Source organism: Ruegeria sp. CG8 (assembly GCF_056537165.1).
The window spans coordinates 704362-723117 of record NZ_JBQFRA010000001.1; the positions used below are offsets into that span (position 1 = coordinate 704362).

An 18756-nucleotide genomic window follows, 5' to 3' on the forward strand; every position below is an offset into this window, starting at 1 on the left:
GGTGGAGGAAATTATGACGACAATTGCAGGAATTGCCGCAGGAAATCCAAGCTTTAGCATTCTTGTCGCAGCAATAGGTTTTATCGATGACCAGAAGGGGACTGACTACCTCGGTGTCCTCAGTGGAACGGCTGGTGACCCTTCTGCGACCTACACGGTTTTTGCCCCGACAAACGCGGCATTCGGGCAGCTCGCAGCTGATCTGGGTTTTGCGGGCGACGTTACTGACACCGCAGCCGTAACCGCATTTTTGACGTCTTTGAACGAAGATCCCGTCGAAACCGCAACGCTGCTTGAGACGATCGTCACCTATCATGTTGCAGCTGGCACCCAAGGGTCGTCCGAGATTGCGTCGGCGGGTTCGGTGACCTCACTTCAGGGCGGCATGATCGACGCGTCCGAACTGCCAACGCTTGGCGATCTGGAGCCGGACCTCATCAACCCGTCGCTGGTGCAGACAGACATCCTGGCGGACAATGGCGTGGTCCACGTGATTGATCGCGTTCTGCTGCCGATCGATCTGCCAGGCAATGACGCCCCGACGATCACCGAAACCGTTCTTGCGGTAAGCGGCGCATCCGGCTTTGACGAAAACGGGGGTGATTTCGACATTCTTCGAGAAGCCCTGATCGCGGCTGATCTGGCGGGCGCCCTGAATGACCCGAATGCCGATCTTACGGCCTTTGCGCCGACCGATGACGCGTTTATCGCGCTCTCGAACTCACTGGGATACGAAGGCAGTGATGAGGGCGGGGCGTTTGCATACCTTGTTGACGCACTGCGTTTGCTCAACGGCGGAAACGATCCCATCGAGCTGTTGACGACGGTGCTGACCTACCATGTCTCGGGTGAAAGCCTGCAGGCCAGCCAGGTTCTGGCGTCTGAGGAAATCGAAACGCTCCAGGGCGGAACGATTGGTGTGGATGCCGAGACCCTTACCCTGGTCGATGCCGATCCGGACGTTCAGGATCCAAGCCTCATCGCGACCGACATTCAGGCGTCGAACGGTGTGATCCATGTGTTGAACGGCGTTCTGCTGCCCGCCGATCTGCTGCAATCTGACGGTTCAGGGGCAGTCGATTTCGTCATCGGAGACGATGGTCGCGAAGTCATCCGCACAGGTCGGGACAATGACCTGATCGATGCCAAAGGCGGCAACGATATCGTTTTCGCAGGAAGTGGTGACGATCTGGTTCTCGCCGGTGACGGTCGGGACAAGGTTTTCGGCGGCAAGGGAGACGACACCCTGAACGGCGAGGGTGGAAACGACATCATCTTCGGCGGCCGTGGAAATGACGAGATCGCGGGCGGTGCCGGAAACGACAAACTCATCGGCGGTTCGGGCTCTGACAGCTTCGTCTTCGAACAAGGCGGCGGTCATGACACTGTGTTCGGCTTTCGCGCAGGTCGCGACAAGATCGACCTCAGCGCCTATGGCTTCACAGACTATGAGGAAGTCGAGGATGCGATCAGCGGCCGTTTCTTCAAGACCAAGATCGATTTGGGAGACACGGAAATCTCGTTGCTCGGCGTCCGCGCAAGCAGCCTAGACGAAGGTGATTTCATTCTCTGATAGGCAAGCCCGCCTGGACCGACCAAAACTGTTTGGGCGGGCTTTTCTTGTTGAAACGGCTTCACATTATTTTTCGGGAACAGTGTTTTGGATGTGTGTGGCGACAGCCGGGGCAAACGCCGTTACTTGCCGTAAGCCATTAATTTCCAAAACTTTCAATCTTTCGGCCCGCGTGCATCCTGCAAGACACAGGCACCCAATCAAGGCCGAAAACTCGTGATTACAGCGGTGCCCGGCGAGGTCGGGCCGCGCATCGCGCGAAGCTCACTGCTGGCATCCTCAAGGCGGACTTCTCTGGCCACCATCGGCTGTATGTCAACGTCACCCCGCTCGATCAGTCCAAGCAGACGCGGGTACTTCCAGGACGGCATGCCCCGGGTGCCAAAAACCGAGAGCTGTTTGGAATATATCGCGCGCATGTTCATGCGCATCCAACCGTCACCCGACGGCATCCCAATCTGCACATGACGGCCCAAGATCGCGAGGCACTCCAGCGAAGCATTCGTCGTGGTTTCGATGCCCAGCGCTTCGATGGAAACCTGCGCTCCTCCACCGGTGATATCCAGGATCGCGGTCGCCGCATCCTCTTTGGATGCATTGACCGTCGCGTCCGCGCCGTGGAGTTTTGCGTGCTCGAGTTTCTCGTCGACGACATCCACCACGACAACCCGGCATCCCAGCATTTTCGCAAGCAAGAGAACGGACAGACCAATTCCACCGGTTCCATGGACGGCAACCCATTCGCCCGCAGCAACATCTGCTCGGTCCGTCAAAGCATGCCATGCGGTGGTGACGCGGCAGCCCAGGCCGGCGGCGAGGGCAGGGGAGAGTGTGTCTGGCAAGTGAACCAAGTTATGGTCAAAGGGCACCGCAACATATTCCGCATAGGCGCCCGGAGCGCCAAATCCGGGAACGATCTGGTTGGCGCAGGTATTCGACACTCCGGTTTGACAGGCATGGCAACTGCCGCACCCTAGGATGAATGGGGCGATGAGGCGGTCACCCACTTTGTGTTTCGCATTGGACCCGGCCTCGACCACGGTGCCACAGTATTCGTGCCCCAGGATGGAGCCGTTTTGAACTTTCGGGTGGGCACCGGACCAGCCGTGGTAGTCCGAGCGGCACACGCCGCAGGCGGCGACCTCCAAGACCACTCCGTTGTTGGGGCAGGTTGGGTCCGGGACCGTTTCAATCGAAAGGTCCTCGTTGAACTCTCTGACGACTGCAGCTCGCACTTCGCGCTCCAAAATGGTTTCTTCGACCCAGAAATCCCGTCCCGTCAGAACTAGACGGGTCGGTCGCCTTTCACGGTTACACGCCGCCCCTTTCGTTCCGCGGGCCAATAGTCCCAGATGGCACGATGCATACAGCAACGATTGTCCCAAAACGCCATATCGTTGAGCGACCACCGGAACCGGATTTGATAGTTGATCTGTTCGGCATGCTCGAAAAGCATGTTGAGGATCGCCTCACTTTCCTTGGCCGACAAGCCGATAATCTTCGTTGTGAACGTTCGGTTGACGAACAGCGATTTTCGTCCTGTCTCGGGGTGAGTTCTGACGATCGGATGAATTGCTTCGGGGCAATCAATATCCGCGTCCTTTTGGCCCCGGTCGCTGTACCGGCCCTTGTATATGTGTTCGGAGCTGTGGAGGGCGGATAGGCCGTCGAGCATGCTTTTGATCGGTTCGGACAGATTATCGTAGGCCGCATACATATCGCTGAACATGGTGTCCCCGCCGCAAGGAGGGGCAATGTGGATCTGAAGCATTGTTCCCAATGGGGGCGTCTCATCACATGACACGTCCGAGTGCCAGAACTCACCGTTGGCCACCTTTGAATTTTTGGTGGCATGGATCTCGAATATCTCAGGATATCCTTCCATCGTTGGGGCTGCGGGGTGTGCGTGGAGCGGCCCGAAGCGTTTCCCAAACTCGATGTGCTGCGCAGGCGGTATCTCTTTCTGCTCTTTGAAGAACAGAACCTGATAGGTGTGAAAGGCATCGCGGATTTCGGCAAACTGGTCGTCGGGCACAGGCTGGCTCAAATCGACCCCATAGATCTCGGCCCCGAGGTTAGGAGCGAAAGGCTTGGCAACGATGGACGTGTAGGTGTTGGACTTTGGGGCAACCATGGGGACCTCGGGGCGCTGTTTCATTGAGCCTGTTTCGTGCAGGGTACAGATCAAAAAATGTAAACAAAAACGAAAATGATTTGATCCATCGGTGAAAATCTCTCACCTTTTGCGGGTCCGGCAAAAGTGGTGAGGTCTTTGAGATGAGCATTCGAGCGTTGCGAACTTTGATCGCAATACATCGGCATGGAAGCTTTCGAGCAGCATCGGAGGCCGAGCATCTGACGCCGTCGGCGGTAAGCCATCAGATGCGGAATCTTGAAGCCATGTGGGGGCTCGACTTGTTTGACCGGTCGGCGAAGACACCCAAACTGACCAGTGCGGGGCTCATGCTTGTTGAAGAAGCGGCGGCGGTCGTCGCCGCGTATGATGGCCTGGCTGACAAGGTGAGATTGGACAAGGAACTTGCCGGCGAGATCATCTTGGGTGCAGTTCCAACGACTTTGACGGGTTTGGTGCCTGCTGCGTTATCAAGGCTGAAGTCAGAACATCCTGACGTGCGTGTCAGAATTGTTCCGGGCTTGACCAATCAGCTGCTGTTGCAGCTGGACCGCAAGCAGGTTCACGCAGCAATCATCTCACGCCCGGATATTCTGCCGAAGTCGCTGGAGTTCTCGGAAATCGTGACCGAGAAACTGGTCCTGCTCGTCTCGGAAAACACTCCGGATCATTCTCCCGAAGAGCTTCTCGGCGCACTGCCGTTTATCCGGTTCACTCGCGACGCGGTTGTGGGGAGGCAGATCGAGACCTGGCTGCAAAGGATGGGCATAGAAGTCAAAGACGCCATGGAGCTTGAAAGCCTCGAGGCAATATCAAGCATGGTCGCCGCTGAACTCGGGGTCTCGATCATACCTGACAGTCGTCTGGCGTCTTATGACCATTTGCGGCTCAAAAAAATTCCTCTGGAGCAGTTCGGACCCCGACGCATCGTCGGTCTTGCGAGTGTGGCAATGTCACCCCGTGCCAGAATGGTAGACGCTGTCCGGGGTGCGCTGCTGGATGCGGTGGGAACCTAGTCGGTTCTCAGGCGGAGCCGAGGCCCCTGATTGCTTTCGAGAATTGCTTTGGTGGCTGCACGTTATTGAAGCCAGAAGCCGGTAAAGTGGCGGCGATGATTTTCGCTGCACCCAGAACCAATTTCGTCACCGACGGGCGGGCTGCTGTTCGCTCGAAAACTGTGCATTTCTTGGTAGGCCGCCAACTGGAAAAGCCCGTACAACTTGCAAAGTTTGAATTGATCGTCACACTTCTCGTATGAGCGAGTATTTTGATGAGATGTTCAACGGCGACGGATCTCTCAGAGGTCCTTACGAAGAGATCGGACGTTGGTTCAATGCGGAAGATGTCTCACGGCTGAGGGCCAAACAGCGCGAAGCCGAAGAAGTTTTCAGGCTGACGGGGATTACTTTCAACGTCTACGGCAAGACCGAGGCCGAAGAACGTTTGATCCCATTTGACATCGTTCCGCGCGTGATTTCAGGACGCGAATGGCAACGTCTGGAGCGTGGCATCGAACAGCGGGTTCGGGCGATCAATGCGTTTCTTCACGACATCTATCACCGTCAGGAAATCGTGCGTGCCGGTCGCGTGCCGGCAGAGATGATTGCCAGCAACGAAGCCTTCCTGCCGCAGATGCTGGGTGTCTCACCGCCGGGGCAGGTCTACACCCATGTGGTTGGTGTCGACCTGGTGCGTACCGGGCCAGACGAGTTCTTCGTGTTGGAAGACAACGCCCGCACGCCGTCCGGGGTCAGCTACATGCTCGAGAACCGGGAAACCATGCTGAAGATGTTCCCCGAGCTTTTCAGCGCCACGAATGTGCGCAATGTATCCGATTATCCCCGCAATCTGAGACGCTCGCTTGCGGCCAGTGCGCCGGCCTGCGCGGATGGTGAGCCGACCGTCGCGGTATTGACTCCGGGGATCTACAATTCAGCCTATTTTGAACATGCGTTTCTGGCCGATCAGATGGCCGTGGAACTGGTCGAGGGCCACGACCTGCGGGTTGTCGATGGGCGCGTCTGCATGCGCACCACGCGTGGTTACAAACCAATCGACGTTCTTTACCGCCGGGTTGACGACGATTTCCTGGACCCGCTGAATTTCAACCCGGACAGCGCGCTGGGCGTTCCCGGCATTCTGGACGTCTATCGGGCCGGGGGCATCACGATCGCCAACGCGCCGGGCACGGGCATTGCCGATGACAAGGCGATCTATTCCTACATGCCTGAAATCGTTGAGTTCTACACGGGTGAGAAGCCTCTGCTCAAAAACGTTCCTACGTGGCGCTGCAGCGACCCCGAGTCGCTTTCCTACGTATTGGACAACTTGTCGGATCTTGTCGTCAAAGAGGTGCACGGCTCGGGCGGCTATGGAATGCTGATCGGCCCGACCGCCAGCAAGAAAGAGATTGCGGCCTTCCGTGACAAGCTCAAGTCGCGGCCGTCGAACTATATCGCGCAGCCCACGTTGTCTCTCTCGACAGTACCGATCTTCGCCCGTTCGGGACTTGCCCCCAGGCATGTCGATCTGCGGCCATTTGTTCTGGTGTCCCCGGATGGGATCGAGATCACCCCCGGCGGCCTGACGCGCGTTGCGCTCAAAAAAGGGTCTCTGGTCGTGAATTCAAGCCAAGGCGGCGGGACCAAAGACACCTGGGTTCTGGAGGATTGACCATGCTGGGAAAAACTGCTGGCGGGTTGTTCTGGATGTCCCGGTATCTTGAGAGGGCGGAAAACACGGCCAGACTGCTTGAAACAGGTCAGAGGATGGCGCTGACCCGGACCAAGAATTCCGATGCGGAATGGGGCTCGGTTCTGAAAACAGCCGGCGTTTTCGGTGGATACAGCGCCAAATATGATGAGATTTCAAAAGACAATGCCGTGGATTGGATGTTGCGTGATGCCGACAATCCATCCTCGATCAAGTCAGTCTTCAAGCAGGCGCGAGATAACGCGCGCGTTGTTCGAACTGCATTGACCCATGATGTCTGGAGTGCGGTGAACGCCACGTGGATGCAGATTGATCAAGCCATGAAGCGCCGCGTGAACGAGAGAGACCTGCCGGGGACGCTGGAGCTTATTCGTCAACAGGCGGCTCTGGTTCGTGGTGCGACGCTAGGGACCATGCTGCGCAACGATATTTTCGACTTCACCCGGATCGGCACCTTTGTCGAGCGGGCCGACAATACCGGGCGCATCCTGGACGTGAAGTACTATGTCCTTCTACCCACGGCCTTTTCGGTCGGTTCGTCACTGGACAACATCCAATGGGAGAGCATCCTGCGGTCCGTGGGTGCGGGTGGTGGCTATCGCATGACCCACGGCCAGAATACCCGGCCGTCGGAAATCGCTCAGTTTCTGATCCTCGATCAGCGGATGCCACGCAGCCTGCATTTCTGCTGCAGGAAAATCCAAGAGAACCTTTCTTATCTCAGCAAAGACTATGGCTTTGCGGGGCCGTCGGTTACGGCGGCCAATGCGCTGTCCGAGAAGTACCACGACCGGCAGATTTCCGATATCTTTGACCTTGGGCTACACGAGTACATTCAGGACTTTTTGAAGGATCTCGGAGACTTGAGCCGCCAGATTGAAGTTGACTACCGGTTCTATGAGTGACCAATGAAACTGCATATTCGCCACGAGACACGATACGATTTCGACGCGCCGGTTCCCTTTGGCCTGCAGCAGCTGAGAAAGACGCCCAAATCCTTCCGCAATCAGAATATCCTCTCTTGGAGCACCGAAGTGACCGGGGGGCGCAAGGAACTGAGCTTTGAGGACTACCATCGCAACACGGTGGAACTGATCAGTTTCGAAGCGAATACCCAAAGCATCTCATTGATCTCCGAAGGTGTTGTCGAGGTTGAAGACACGCATGGTGTGTTGGGGCGTCACGAGGGCTCGACACCATTGTGGCTTTTTCAGCGGAGCACGCCTTTGACAATGCCGGGCAAGGGTGTTGCAGACGTGATTGCCGCTTTGCCGGATGGTGAGCCGCTTGAGCGGATGCATGCCCTGTCCGAAAGCGTTCGGGCTCAGGTCTCCTACGAAGTGGGAGGCTCGCACCCGGACTGGAGCGCAGAAGACGCTCTCAAGGCCGGGCGCGGCGTGTGCCAGGACCATGCGCATGTGTTCATCACCTGTGCGCGGAAGATCGGTGTGCCGGCCCGCTATGTCTCGGGTTACCTGATGATGAACGAAACCGAATTGCAGGATGCCACTCACGCGTGGGTCGAGGTTCATTTGGACGGGCTTGGCTGGGTTGGATTCGACGTGTCCAACGGGATTTCACCCGATGATCGATACGTGCGTGTCGCAACCGGTCTGGACTATGCCCAGGCGGCCCCGGTAATAGGAAACAGAATTGGGGCAGCGGGCGAGCAGTTGACGGTTCAATTGCAGGTCGCACAGCAGTAACGGAGAACCTGATGACCTATGCTGTGGGCATGCGGCTGAACCGCGGACTGGTTTTCATGTCGGACACGCGCACGAATGCAGGTGTCGACAACGTGTCCACCTTCAACAAGATGTTCAATTGGACCGTTGAGGGCGACCGTTCGATCACCTTGTTGACGGCCGGCAACTTGGCGACCACCCAAGCCACCATAAGCCTGCTGGAAGAACGTACAAAAGCCCCGGAAGACCGGTCGCCGTCGATCCTTGAGGCGCCGACGATGTTTCAGGTCGCCCAATTGGTTGCGGCAACGCTGAACGACGTCATCGAGGGGCATTCCCGAGCGGGCCAACAGGCAGACAGCGCCTTCCACGCGACCCTGATCCTGGGGGGGCAGATCAAAGGCGGCCCGTCGCGCCTGTTTCTGATCTATCCCGAAGGCAATTTCATCGAGGCCGGTGAGGATACCCCGTTCTTTCAGATCGGTGAGACGAAATACGGCCGCCCCATACTGGTACGCGCGTTTGATCCGGACATGAGCTTTTCCGAAACGGTAAAGCTGTTGCTGGTCAGTTTCGATTCAACGATCAAGGCCAATTTGTCCGTCGGCGCACCGCTTGATCTGCTGCTTTATGAGGAAGACAGCCTTACGGCCGGCACGCGTTCAAGGTTCGAGCCTGACGATCAGTACTTTCGGACAATATCCGAAGGGTGGGGCGATGCGCTGAAGGTCGCCCTGTCAAAGCTTCCGGCATACGAAGCCTGAGGAGCGAGGTCTTGTGCTCCCGCAGGGCGCAGGTTTCAGGCTGCCAGACCCTCAGCAGCCATTTGACTCGGGGTCACTCAGATAGGCGATCATCTCGTCCAGGTCGCGGCGAATCCCGTGCAGGTCTTTGATCTTTTGATCCACATCGGCCAACTTGCTTTTTAGGTTCGCAATCACTTCGGGCCGCGGGATGGTGTTTTCCGGGTCTTCCGGAAGGAAGCGCTTGATTTCCGACAGAGAAAAGCCAAGCGACTTGCTCATTGCGATGGTCTTGATACGAGAAATCATCGCGTCGGGATAGTCGCGATAACCGTTCTCTAGGCGCTCGGGCGGTGGGATCAGGCCGTGTTTTTCGTAGAACCGAATGCTTGACGCTGACACGCCCGTGGCTTCTGCCAATTTTCCGATCTTCATGCCCTTGACCTTCAACCATTGTCGAAGGTTTATATCACCTGGGATCGTGAAGAAAAGGATCCCAAGATGACTGTTTCACCGCTGTTCGAACCGCTCACATTGCCAAATGGCGCGGTTCTCAGAAACCGTCTGGCAAAAGCTGCAATGGAAGAAAGTCTGGCGACTTTCGGGCAGGTGCCAGACGAGAAAATTCACCGGCTTTACCGCCGCTGGGCCGCGGGCGGCGCGGGCCTGTTGATCACTGGAAATGTAATGGTCTCGGCTGATGCGCTGTCGGGCCCCGCCAGCGTGGTTCTGGAAGACGGAACCGATCTTGCGCCTTTCCGGGAATGGGCCGAGGCAGGGCAGACGCGCGGCGGAGCAATCTGGATGCAGATCAATCATCCCGGTCGTCAGGTCCTGGCGAGCCTGGGAGAAGAAACGGTGTCGGCGTCCGACGTTCCGGTCGAGATCCCCGGCATGTCCAAAAATTTCAACCCGCCGCGGGCCCTGACCGAGGCCGAAATCCAAGACCTGATTGCCCGTTTTGCTCGAACAGCCGCGTTGGCCGAAGAAGCAGGATTTGACGGCGTTCAGATACATGCCGCCCACGGCTATCTTATCAGCCAGTTTCTATCGCCCTTGACCAATCGCCGTACCGACCATTGGGGCGGCACTTTGGAGAATAGGGCGCGTATTCTTTTTGAGGTCGTTCGCGCGATCCGGGCCGGCGTGTCCAAGGGTTTCACCGTTTCGGTGAAGCTGAACTCGGCTGATTTTCAGAAAGGTGGATTTGGGCAGGATGATGCCAAATGGGTGGTCAACCAACTTGGCGATATGGCTATTGATCTGGTCGAATTGTCTGGCGGTTCCTATGAGAGTCCGGCCATGCAGGGCAGGCAGGAGGATGGCTCCAGCACGGCCCGGCGCGAAGCCTATTTTGTAGACTTTGCGCGGGAGATCGCTGCTGACGCGAAAATGCCGATCATGGTGACCGGCGGCATTCGCTCTCGGGCTGTTGCCGAGGATGCATTGGCCAACAACCGGGGCGAGATTGGCGTCTCGGTTCTGGGGGTGGCCCGCGCGATGGCCTTCGAACCTGATCTTGTCGAAAACTGGCGGAATGGCAAATCAGAGTCGGTCAATATCCCGGAAGTGTCTTGGGAAAACAAAAGGCTGGCCGGGTTCGCCTCGATGGTTCTGGCGTATTTCCAGCTTGAACGACTGGCAAATGGCAAGCCACCGAAGGTACCGCACTCGGCGTTTCTTGCGCTGATGCGAAATCAGTTGCGGGCGAAGCGATGGACGAAACGTTACCGTTCTTGGCGCGATGCCCGAGCATAATGTGGTCAGGGACGCCTAAAGCAGGGATCCAACGGCGTTTGTGCGGGTAATCACCGTGTGGCGGCACCTTTGACGCTCGGCTTCCGGCGCCGACCGCAGGTGTTTCTTCCGTTGCCGCCAGTGCCGGAACCGGGCGCACCTTTACCCAAGGTGCGTCCGGACCTTTTGCCTGCTCGCCCTTGCTATCCAAGCAACCCTGGCAGGGTCAGCGAGATAGCGGGCACAAAGGTGACCAGCATCAGGGCGACCAGAATTGCCAGGTAAAAGGGCCATATCGTCCGAACCGCCTTTTCCATCGGCAGTTTGCCAACGGCGCAGCCGACAAACAGGCAGGAGCCAACCGGAGGAGTGCACAGTCCCAGGCCCAGATTCACCAGCAAGATCATTCCGAACTGCAGGGGATCAATGCCAAGGCTGTTGGCAACCGGCAGGAAGATCGGCGTGCAGATCAGGATCAGGGCCGCCATGTCCATGATCATACCCAGAAGCAACAAAACCGCATTGATCATCAGCAGGATAAGGATCGGGTTTTCCGTCAGGCCTGTCAGCAGATCCACCGTTTTGTCCGGCACTCTGTAGAAGGTCAGCATATAGGCAAAGGCACCCGCGCAGGCGATCAGGATCATGACCATGGCCGTCGTACGTACGGCCGACGCAACCGCGATGCAGAACTTGTCCCAGGTGATGCTCCGGTAGACCACGAGCGTGACGACAAAGGCATAGATGGCGCCGAACGCCCCGGATTCGGTGACCGTGAAAATGCCCGACAGGACGCCTCCGACGATGATCACGGCAGTCAGCAGCCCGGGGATCGCGCTGAGAAAGCTGATGACCAGAGCCTTCCAGCCCGGAAAGGTTTCGGCCTGATACCCTCGGCGCACCGCAACAAGATACGCGGCGACGGCTAGGCAGAGGCACATCAACACGCCCGGAACTACACCCGCGAGGAAAAGCTTTGAGATCGAAATGCCGCCCCCCGCCGCAATGGCGAAGATGATCATGTTGTGGCTGGGAGGGATGATGATCCCTGCGATCGACGACGTGACCGTCACATTGACCGCATAATCCGCGTCGTAGCCTTTCTCCTTCATCACGGGAACAAGAATTGAGCCGAGAGCAGATATGTCGGCGATGGCCGATCCGGAAATTCCACCAAACAACATCGACGAAAACACATTCACGATGCCCAAGCCCCCACGAACGGCGCCGACCGCGGCTGACGCGAACCGCACCAGACGCATGGCGATCCCGCCGTGGAACATCAGTTCGCCGGCGAAGATGAAGAACGGGATTGCCATCAACGAGAAAACGTTGATGCCCGAGATGATCCGCTGGAACCCGATCATCAGCGGCAAACCTTCGAACCAGAAGGCCGAGATGGCGGCAATGCCCAAGGCGAAGGCCACGGGTGTTCCGATCAGTACACACAGGGCGAAGACGCCAAGCAAAAGAAGAATTCCCATGATCCGCCTCTATTCGATGCTGTCTTTTCGCTCGTCAAAACCGACGCAGAGGCGGATCAGGTGACCAACGGAAAACACAAGGATAAGGCCCCCGCCAATGGTCAGGGGCAATGACCGCAAGCCTTCTGGAACCTGGATCAGGGGGATGAGCGACCCCCATTTGAACATCGTAAGCCGCGCCCCGAACACCAGCATCAGAGCGCCGAATCCGGCCATGATCACATCCGTGCAAACGACCAGAGCCGTCCTGAATCGTCGCGGAACGGCCGAGCGCACGAGGGACACGGACAAATGCGTGTTGTCGTGCACACCGACCGCCGCGCCGATGAATGCGATCGTCATGACCAGCAGCAGGGCGACCTGCTCGACCCACGTTGGCGTTGCGTTCAGGACGTAGCGGCCGAAGACGAGCCAGCCGAATATGACGGTGACCACGACCAGCGCGACACCGGTCACGATCCGGCATGCATCGGCGATGCGGTCGAGGATCCGGACCATAGTGCGCACTGAGGACGGGGGCGGAGATGTATTGCTCATAAGCCTGAAACTCTTGATCAGATGTCCGGCCCCGCATTGGCAGGGCCGGACTGTATCAGATCCGATACGGTTCGATCACTCGGTCGCCTGGATGGTTTCAACCAACGGGCGGAGGTCAGGGTTCGTTGCGAAATAGGCCTCGTAGACCGGGGCCATAGCGGCCTGGAACGGCGCTTTGTCGGCCACTTCGTTCACTACCACACCCGCAGCCTCAACCGCCGCGCGGCTGGCCGCTTCACGTTCGGCCCACAATTGCCGCTGCAACTCGGCGGACTCTTGCGCCGCCTCTCTGACGGCGGCCTGCAGTTCGGGCGACAAGGCGTTGAATTTGTCGGTGTTGACGCACACGCATTCAGGGATGATCAGGTGCTGGGACAGCGAGTAATAGCCGGCAACCTCGAAATGGCCGGTCGACTCGTAGGACGGCCAGTTGTTCTCGGCGCCATCGACGACCCCGGTCTTCAGGGCCTGATAAACCTCGGCGAAGGCCATGGGCGAGGGGTTGCCGCCAAGTTCGGCAATCATGCCGGTGAACAGATCGTTGTTCATGACCCGCACTTTCATGCCCTGGACATCGGCCGGGGTATTGATCGGCTTGGTCCCGTTGTAGAAGGATCGGGCACCGGCGTCATACCAGGCAAGCGGGGTCAATCCCTTGGCTGCCATACCGGCCGCGATCGCGGCACCGCCCTCGCTGTCCAGAACGCGGAACATGTGTGGGACGTCCTTGAAGATGAAGGGCAATGAAACGACATTTGCCTCGGCGACAATCGGGCCAATCGGACCCAGGTTGAAATTTCCGACCTCCAAGGCGCCAGCGCGGACCTGTTCGACCGCATCGGGCTGGCTGCCCAATGTGCCGCCGTGGAACATTTGCAGGTTGATTTCACCGCCAGTCTTTTCGGTGACCAGTTCGGCGAATTTGTCCATCGCGACAGTATTCGGGTAGCCGTCTGCGTGGATGTTCCACCCGCGCCAATCCTCGGCCAAAGATGCACTGCCCGTCATGACGACCATGGCTGCGGCGCCGATCAGTGTTTTTGTAAGTTTGGTGTTCATGCTTTCCTCCCTAGAAGCAGACAGATGTTTTTGGTGATCGGTCGGAGCCGGCTATGAAAAGAGCAGGCCTCCGTTGATGTCGATGTTCGCGCCCGTAATGAAAGCGGCGGCGTCCGAGGCCAGAAACGCGACGAGGTTTGCCACATCCTCGGACGTGCCTTCGCGTTTCAGCGGTGTGGCGCTGGCCACGTTGGTGCGGACTTCGGTCTTGGTGAAGACATTGTGGAAGTCTGTGTCGATCATGCCCGGGCAAACCGAATTGATCCGGATCTCGGGCCCCAGTTCCTTGGCCAGCCCACGTGTCATCGTCATGACCGCCCCCTTCGAGGCCGCATAGGCAACCGCGCCGGGACCACCCCCGTCACGACCCGCCTGACTGGCGAACCCGACGATCGCGCCGCCTTTTTTCATGTGCGGCAACACCGACTGAACGGCGCGGGCAAAAGAAGTGGTGTTCAGGTCCATAACGTAACGCCAGTGGTCCATGTCCATATCGGACAGGGTCTTTCGGGCCACCAACCCTCCGGTCACGTGGACAAGAATGTCGATCCGGGGCCCGAAAGCGGCAATCGTTTCTGAGACCAGCCTGTCCACATCCGCGCCTGACGTCATGTCGCCCTGTACGGCAATCGCCTGACCGCCGGCAGCCGTAATCTCCTGGACCGCAGACTCTGCACCCGTGGATGAGCTGTGATAGTTGATTGCGACCGATGCTCCGGCCTCGGCCAGTTTCAGAACGCAGGCACGGCCGATGTCCCGTCCGCCGCCGGTCACGATCGCAACCTTCCCTGCAAGGTCCCGGTTCCGGCCAATCTGTTCAGCGTTCAATTCGGTCATTCTCTTGTCCCTTTGGATCCCCGGTCAGCCTTCCGGCGCGCCCGTTCCAATTTTTGAGTTCGAACGGGCGTGAAGCAGTGTTGCGTATTTTAGTCGACTAGGATACTAGTATTGTCAACAACTTTGTTTGAGGATCGCAAAGGGCATCGCACGGCGCGTGCCAAATCAATTGGCTGGAGTTACATTGAGGAGTATCGAGGGAGGGGTCTCGAGCCACGGAAAACCACCCGAGTTGGTCACGCGCAGAAAAAGGCAGGAAATGCAAAGTATTACGGACAAAATCGAGCGGCGCACAACCACCGACATCGTTTATGAGAGCCTGTACGAGGCGATAGTTTCGCTTGAAATCCTGCCGGGGACGAAACTGTCCGAAGCAGACATCGCAAAGAAGTTTGAGGTGTCCAGGCAGCCGGTCCGCGATGCTTTCAACAGGCTCGAGGCGCAGGATTTGCTGCTGATCCGTCCTCAGAAAGCCACTCGGGTCCGTAGCTTTTCAATGGAACGGATCGGTCATGCACGCTTTGTTCGCCTGGCCGTCGAGTTGGAGGTGGTGCGCGCTGCGTGCCAGGTTTGGAAGCCCGAATACTCGAAGCTGCTGGAAGACAATCTCAAGCGGCAGAAAGACGTGGTTTCAAGGAACGATGCCGAAGAGTTTCATCAACTCGATTACGACTTTCACCGGTTGATTTGCGAGTTGAGCGGCAACCCGCTGGCCTTCGACACGATTCAGGAATGCAAAAGAAAGATCGACCGCCTGTGCGTTCTGAGCCTTGGACGCGAGAGCGAGGCCGAGACTCTGGTTCGGGATCATGTGGCACTGGCCAAGGCGCTTGCAGACCGCGACGAGGCGAAGGCGAGCGAAACCATTCGCCGTCATCTGGGCCGTATCGACAAGACCATCGAAGAGGTTCACGCGAAACATGCCGAGTATTTCGAGTGAAATGAACGCCGCCACCTGACCGAGGACAGTGCATCATGACCAATAACTATCCGATTGTGTCGCCCGCCCCGGGCGTCACGCGCCAGGTTTTGGCAGATCACGAAGACCTCATGATGGTGTCTTTCCGCTTTGAGAAAGGTGCCGAAGGCGCACTGCACGACCACCCGCATGTGCAGTCGACATTTGTGCGGTCCGGGCGGTTCAATTTCGTTATCGGAGATCAGGAGCGAGAGCTGGGGCCTGGCGACAGCCTGATCATTCCGTCCGGCGTTAGCCATGGTTGTGTTTGCCTGGCGGCCGGAGAGTTGATCGACTGTTTCACGCCCAGGCGGGACGACTTTCTGTAAGGCGCATTCCGCGAACGCGCTTGCCGTGGCCCGCGATTACCTTGACCCCATGAGGCCGGTTAACCTGTTTTTCGGCGAAACGGGTCGGGCAGGGGGCATATCATTGCGCCGGAAATCGGATCAACCGACAGCGGCCCCGCAGCTTGGGCTAGGAATTGCGGTCCTCACGTGCTGATCCAATGCCAAGGATCAGGTCGGCGCATCGTTCGCCCAGCATCATCGCAGGTGCGTTTGTGTTGCCGGCGTTGATGTCCGGCACGGCGGACATGTCGCACACCCGCAAGCTCTCGACCCCGCGCACGCGCATTCTGGGGTCCAGCACGGCCATTCCATCACCGTCACGGCCCATTCTGGCAGTGCCCGCCGGGTGATAGTTGGTTTTCACGAACCGTTTGCAGTGTGCTCGCAGCGTCTGGTCGTCGTCCGCTGTCGGAATGACAATTTCGCGGATCCTTTGCGCAAGCGGGCCCGAGGTGAATGCTCGACGAAAGAAACTCTGCCCCCGGATCATCTCCTGCATATCGTCTTCATTCTTAAGAAGGTTGGGCGAAACTACTGGCATGGCGTCGGGGTCTGCCGAGCGAAGCCGAACCTCTCCGCGTGATTTCGGTTTGACTACGACGGTCGTAACGGTCAGGCCAAAGTCATCCTGCACCTCGTCAAGCGCGTCGCGATCCAGATAGACGATGGGAACGCAAAAGGCCTGAATGGTTGGTTCTCCATCAGGGTTCGACGGATTGACGAACGCGCCGGCTTCGACCCCGGCCGAAGTCACCGGGCCGCTGCCGAACAGCTTGAACTGAATACCGTTGCGCAGCATCCGCCAGCCCTCACCTTGTTTGAAATATCCGTAAGGGCCGTTGGCAAAGGCGGTGATCGGAACTTCGGGGTGGTCGATCAGGTTTTGGCCGACCCCGGGCAATGGGCAGACCACGGGAATATCGTGTTCAGCAAGATGTGCATCCGGTCCGATACCCGACAGCATTAGAATTTTCGGCGTGACCAGGGCACCAGCCGCAAGCACAACCTCACCATCACATCGGACGGTGTGGGACCCGCGTTTGTCTCGATACTGCACGCCGACGGCCCGGTCGTTTTCGATGATGATTTTGCTGACTTTTGCGCCCAGCCGGATGGTCAAATTCGGGTCCGTCTCGAGAGGAGCGAGGAAAGCGTAAGCTGACGAGCTGCGCTTTCCGGCGCGATTGGTGAACTGATAGAACCCGACGCCGCGCTGGCTTGCGCCGTTGAAGTCCGTGTTGAATGGTTCGCCAAGGGCCTGCACAGACTGAACGAACCAACGGGACATGTCGTCGATATGCCCCGGATCCGAGACCTGGACCGGACCGTCGCTGCCGTGCAGGTCGTTGTGCAGCCTGTTGTTGCCTTCCATCCTGCGGAAATAAGGCAGCACATCGTCCCATCCCCAGCCGACCCCGTCGTTGGTCTGTCGCAGCAGGTCGTTCCATGCGTCATAGTCAGAAGGCCGACCGCGCATATAGACCTGCGCATTCACCGACGACCCGCCGCCCAGAACGTTGGCCTGCGGAATGTCATGCACGCGGCCGTCCAGGTGGTCCTGCGGTTCGGTCTGGTGGTAGGTCATGAACTTGGACCCGTTGATCATCTTGAAGATACCCGGCGGCATGTCCAGCAGTGGATGGCGATGCGAATGCCCCGCCTCCAGCACCAGAACACTGCACTTGCCTTTGTTGACCAGCCGCGCTGCTGCCGCGGCGCCCGCCGAGCCGCCGCCGATGACGATGTGATCGAAGGTTTCCGTCATGATTTCGCCTTCAGGTCCGGCGTTTGGGTTCGCTGATCGAGTCGCGCTCGACCAGTTCGCACTCAAGCTTCACGAGTGGGTGCCGCTGACCGTCCGTCGGTCCGTGGAACAGCTGTTCGACGACCCAGCGTCCCATCGCCCGGGTGGGAAGGATCATCGAAGTCAGGGGCGGCGACAGGTGCCGCGCGGTTTCGTCATCGTCAAATCCGATGACTGAAATGTCCTCGGGGATGGACAGGCCAAGTTCCTTGAGCGCCTCATAGCAGCCGATGGCCATGCGGTCGTTCTGGCAGAAAATGGCGGTTGGCGGAGAGGGCAGGTTCATCAATTCCCGCGTGGCGGCGTAGCCTGCGCTGGGCAGCCAGTTGCCCTCGATGACCAAATCCTCGTCAAATGGGATGTCGGCGGAAGCCAGGGCGTTTCTGTACCCGGTCGTACGCCCGGCGGCGCATTCCATGAACGGCTCGCCGGTGATGGTGGCAATTCGTTTGTGCCCGGCCTTGATCAGGGCGTTGGTCGCCGTATGTCCGGCAGCGACTTCGCCGGGGATCACCGCAGGAAAAGAGAGGTCGTCGCAAAAGCAGTTCAACAGCAGAACCGGGGTGGCCGTCTGCCTGAGGATCTCCGGCACGACCACCCGCCGCGTGAAAACGGTCGCGTAGATGATGCCTGCAACCTGTTGGTCGAGGAAATACCTCAGCGTTCTGGGCTCGACCTCGGGGTCGTTTTGAGTCTCGGCCAGCAACACAAGATTTCCGGTGTCCCGAACGGCCTGTTTCACGCCGTTGAACGCGTTCACCATCTCGGGGCTCGACGCCAGATCATCCACGACGAAAGCGATGGTTCCGTCCAGCGCCGCGGGCCGGCGCGCGCTGTCCTGGGGTTTCCTGAGTTGAGAGGGCATGGCGTATCCAAGCGTGTTGGCGGCATCCAGGACCCGTTGCTTGGTATCCTCGGAGATCTTGACGGAATCATTCTTGTTGAGAACCAGCGATACTGTCGTCTGCGAACACCCGGCGACGCGCGCAATGTCGTGCATCGTCACGCGCTGCCGGCCCGCGACTCGTCCTACACCCCTGTGCTGCCCGGCTTTGTTCGCTTGATCGTTCATCGCTCAACCTTTTTGTTCGCATCCTTTTTATCGACTATGCGGAGGGTGCGCAACTAATATTAGTAGGTGAT

At 58.3% G+C, this 18756-nt stretch carries 19 protein-coding genes; 10 read left to right on the forward strand and 9 right to left on the reverse strand.

The window, feature by feature from the left end; translation table 11 throughout:
* Positions 1-13 precede the first annotated feature (13 nt).
* Complete coding sequence (locus ACR0EF_RS03440; protein ID WP_170371380.1) at positions 14-1573, forward strand: fasciclin domain-containing protein; 1560 nt, start codon at positions 14-16, stop codon at positions 1571-1573.
* Positions 1574-1773: 200 nt separating this feature from the next.
* Here the strand turns inward: ACR0EF_RS03440 and ACR0EF_RS03445 are convergent, their stop codons facing one another.
* Positions 1774-2808, reverse strand: coding sequence for a zinc-binding dehydrogenase (locus ACR0EF_RS03445; RefSeq protein WP_170371378.1), 1035 nt, complete (start codon positions 2806-2808; stop codon positions 1774-1776).
* 50 nt (positions 2809-2858) lie between these two features.
* Positions 2859-3731, reverse strand: a complete 873-nt coding sequence (locus tag ACR0EF_RS03450) for a TauD/TfdA dioxygenase family protein (RefSeq protein ID WP_217354722.1) — start codon at positions 3729-3731, stop codon at positions 2859-2861.
* Between the two features lie 119 nt (positions 3732-3850).
* On the opposite strand from ACR0EF_RS03450, the gene ACR0EF_RS03455 reads away from it, so the two are divergent.
* The 6 genes from ACR0EF_RS03455 (at position 3851) to ACR0EF_RS03480 (ending at position 8868) form a co-directional block, all read left to right on the forward strand.
* A complete protein-coding gene (locus ACR0EF_RS03455) occupies positions 3851-4723 on the forward strand; it encodes a LysR family transcriptional regulator (protein ID WP_170371376.1) in 873 nt (290 codons plus the stop codon).
* A gap of 65 nt (positions 4724-4788) precedes the next feature.
* Complete coding sequence (locus ACR0EF_RS03460; RefSeq protein ID WP_480771314.1) at positions 4789-4965, forward strand: hypothetical protein; 177 nt, start codon at positions 4789-4791, stop codon at positions 4963-4965.
* Complete coding sequence (locus ACR0EF_RS03465; protein WP_170339274.1) at positions 4962-6380, forward strand: circularly permuted type 2 ATP-grasp protein; 1419 nt, start codon at positions 4962-4964, stop codon at positions 6378-6380. The genes ACR0EF_RS03460 and ACR0EF_RS03465 overlap by 4 nt, the downstream gene beginning before the upstream one ends.
* Positions 6381-6382: 2 nt before the next feature.
* Complete coding sequence (locus ACR0EF_RS03470; RefSeq protein ID WP_170371374.1) at positions 6383-7324, forward strand: alpha-E domain-containing protein; 942 nt, start codon at positions 6383-6385, stop codon at positions 7322-7324.
* Positions 7325-7327: 3 nt separating this feature from the next.
* The gene (locus tag ACR0EF_RS03475) at positions 7328-8125 is read left to right on the forward strand and encodes a transglutaminase family protein (protein WP_170371372.1); all 798 of its coding nucleotides are present in this window, start codon (positions 7328-7330) and stop codon (positions 8123-8125) included.
* Positions 8126-8136: 11 nt separating this feature from the next.
* Positions 8137-8868, forward strand: coding sequence for a proteasome-type protease (locus ACR0EF_RS03480; protein WP_170339269.1), 732 nt, complete (start codon positions 8137-8139; stop codon positions 8866-8868).
* A 51-nt stretch (positions 8869-8919) separates the two neighbouring features.
* On the opposite strand, the gene ACR0EF_RS03485 is transcribed toward ACR0EF_RS03480, so the two are convergent.
* The gene (locus ACR0EF_RS03485) at positions 8920-9282 is read right to left on the reverse strand and encodes a MerR family transcriptional regulator (RefSeq protein WP_170371370.1); all 363 of its coding nucleotides are present in this window, start codon (positions 9280-9282) and stop codon (positions 8920-8922) included.
* 66 nt (positions 9283-9348) lie between these two features.
* Here ACR0EF_RS03485 and ACR0EF_RS03490 point away from each other — a divergent pair, with 66 nt between their 5' ends.
* Positions 9349-10605, forward strand: a complete 1257-nt coding sequence (locus ACR0EF_RS03490; protein WP_170371368.1) for an NADH:flavin oxidoreductase/NADH oxidase family protein — start codon at positions 9349-9351, stop codon at positions 10603-10605.
* Positions 10606-10787: 182 nt separating this feature from the next.
* Here the strand turns inward: ACR0EF_RS03490 and ACR0EF_RS03495 are convergent, their stop codons facing one another.
* The 4 genes from ACR0EF_RS03495 to ACR0EF_RS03510 form a co-directional block, all read right to left on the reverse strand.
* Positions 10788-12068 (reverse strand): TRAP transporter large permease, encoded by a 1281-nt coding sequence (locus ACR0EF_RS03495; protein ID WP_170371366.1) that lies wholly within the window; start codon positions 12066-12068, stop codon positions 10788-10790.
* 9 nt (positions 12069-12077) lie between these two features.
* Positions 12078-12605, reverse strand: a complete 528-nt coding sequence (locus ACR0EF_RS03500; protein ID WP_170371364.1) for a TRAP transporter small permease — start codon at positions 12603-12605, stop codon at positions 12078-12080.
* 75 nt (positions 12606-12680) lie between these two features.
* The gene (locus ACR0EF_RS03505; RefSeq protein WP_093961689.1) at positions 12681-13664 is read right to left on the reverse strand and encodes a TRAP transporter substrate-binding protein; all 984 of its coding nucleotides are present in this window, start codon (positions 13662-13664) and stop codon (positions 12681-12683) included.
* Between the two features lie 51 nt (positions 13665-13715).
* Positions 13716-14501 carry an SDR family NAD(P)-dependent oxidoreductase gene (locus tag ACR0EF_RS03510; RefSeq protein WP_170371362.1) on the reverse strand — a complete coding sequence of 262 codons (786 nt, stop codon included), beginning with the start codon at positions 14499-14501 and terminating at the stop codon, positions 13716-13718.
* Between the two features lie 259 nt (positions 14502-14760).
* Here ACR0EF_RS03510 and ACR0EF_RS03515 point away from each other — a divergent pair, with 259 nt between their 5' ends.
* The gene (locus ACR0EF_RS03515) at positions 14761-15441 is read left to right on the forward strand and encodes a GntR family transcriptional regulator (RefSeq protein ID WP_170368244.1); all 681 of its coding nucleotides are present in this window, start codon (positions 14761-14763) and stop codon (positions 15439-15441) included.
* A gap of 35 nt (positions 15442-15476) precedes the next feature.
* Positions 15477-15788: a cupin domain-containing protein gene (locus tag ACR0EF_RS03520; protein ID WP_170371360.1), complete on the forward strand. Its 312-nt coding sequence runs from the start codon at positions 15477-15479 to the stop codon at positions 15786-15788.
* Positions 15789-15936: 148 nt separating this feature from the next.
* Here ACR0EF_RS03520 and ACR0EF_RS03525 read toward each other — a convergent pair whose 3' ends face one another.
* A complete protein-coding gene (locus tag ACR0EF_RS03525; RefSeq protein WP_170339859.1) occupies positions 15937-17574 on the reverse strand; it encodes a GMC family oxidoreductase in 1638 nt (545 codons plus the stop codon).
* Positions 17575-17584: 10 nt separating this feature from the next.
* Positions 17585-18613 carry a LacI family DNA-binding transcriptional regulator gene (locus tag ACR0EF_RS03530; protein WP_170339857.1) on the reverse strand — a complete coding sequence of 343 codons (1029 nt, stop codon included), beginning with the start codon at positions 18611-18613 and terminating at the stop codon, positions 17585-17587.
* Between the last annotated feature and the right edge of the window lie 143 nt (positions 18614-18756).

Coding starts and splice junctions, on each gene's coding strand:
- ACR0EF_RS03470 (WP_170371374.1), top strand. CDS start 6,383: ATGCTGGGAAAAACTGCTGGCGGGTTGTTCTGGATGTCCCGGTATCTT.
- ACR0EF_RS03515 (WP_170368244.1), top strand. CDS start 14,761: ATGCAAAGTATTACGGACAAAATCGAGCGGCGCACAACCACCGACATC.
- ACR0EF_RS03475 (WP_170371372.1), top strand. CDS start 7,328: ATGAAACTGCATATTCGCCACGAGACACGATACGATTTCGACGCGCCG.
- ACR0EF_RS03440 (WP_170371380.1), top strand. CDS start 14: ATGACGACAATTGCAGGAATTGCCGCAGGAAATCCAAGCTTTAGCATT.
- ACR0EF_RS03495 (WP_170371366.1), bottom strand. CDS start 12,068: ATGGGAATTCTTCTTTTGCTTGGCGTCTTCGCCCTGTGTGTACTGATC.
- ACR0EF_RS03525 (WP_170339859.1), bottom strand. CDS start 17,574: ATGACGGAAACCTTCGATCACATCGTCATCGGCGGCGGCTCGGCGGGC.
- ACR0EF_RS03480 (WP_170339269.1), top strand. CDS start 8,137: ATGACCTATGCTGTGGGCATGCGGCTGAACCGCGGACTGGTTTTCATG.
- ACR0EF_RS03485 (WP_170371370.1), bottom strand. CDS start 9,282: ATGAAGATCGGAAAATTGGCAGAAGCCACGGGCGTGTCAGCGTCAAGC.
- ACR0EF_RS03520 (WP_170371360.1), top strand. CDS start 15,477: ATGACCAATAACTATCCGATTGTGTCGCCCGCCCCGGGCGTCACGCGC.
- ACR0EF_RS03500 (WP_170371364.1), bottom strand. CDS start 12,605: ATGAGCAATACATCTCCGCCCCCGTCCTCAGTGCGCACTATGGTCCGG.
- ACR0EF_RS03510 (WP_170371362.1), bottom strand. CDS start 14,501: ATGACCGAATTGAACGCTGAACAGATTGGCCGGAACCGGGACCTTGCA.
- ACR0EF_RS03465 (WP_170339274.1), top strand. CDS start 4,962: ATGAGCGAGTATTTTGATGAGATGTTCAACGGCGACGGATCTCTCAGA.
- ACR0EF_RS03505 (WP_093961689.1), bottom strand. CDS start 13,664: ATGAACACCAAACTTACAAAAACACTGATCGGCGCCGCAGCCATGGTC.
- ACR0EF_RS03490 (WP_170371368.1), top strand. CDS start 9,349: ATGACTGTTTCACCGCTGTTCGAACCGCTCACATTGCCAAATGGCGCG.
- ACR0EF_RS03455 (WP_170371376.1), top strand. CDS start 3,851: ATGAGCATTCGAGCGTTGCGAACTTTGATCGCAATACATCGGCATGGA.
- ACR0EF_RS03530 (WP_170339857.1), bottom strand. CDS start 18,613: ATGCACGACATTGCGCGCGTCGCCGGGTGTTCGCAGACGACAGTATCG.
- ACR0EF_RS03450 (WP_217354722.1), bottom strand. CDS start 3,731: ATGAAACAGCGCCCCGAGGTCCCCATGGTTGCCCCAAAGTCCAACACC.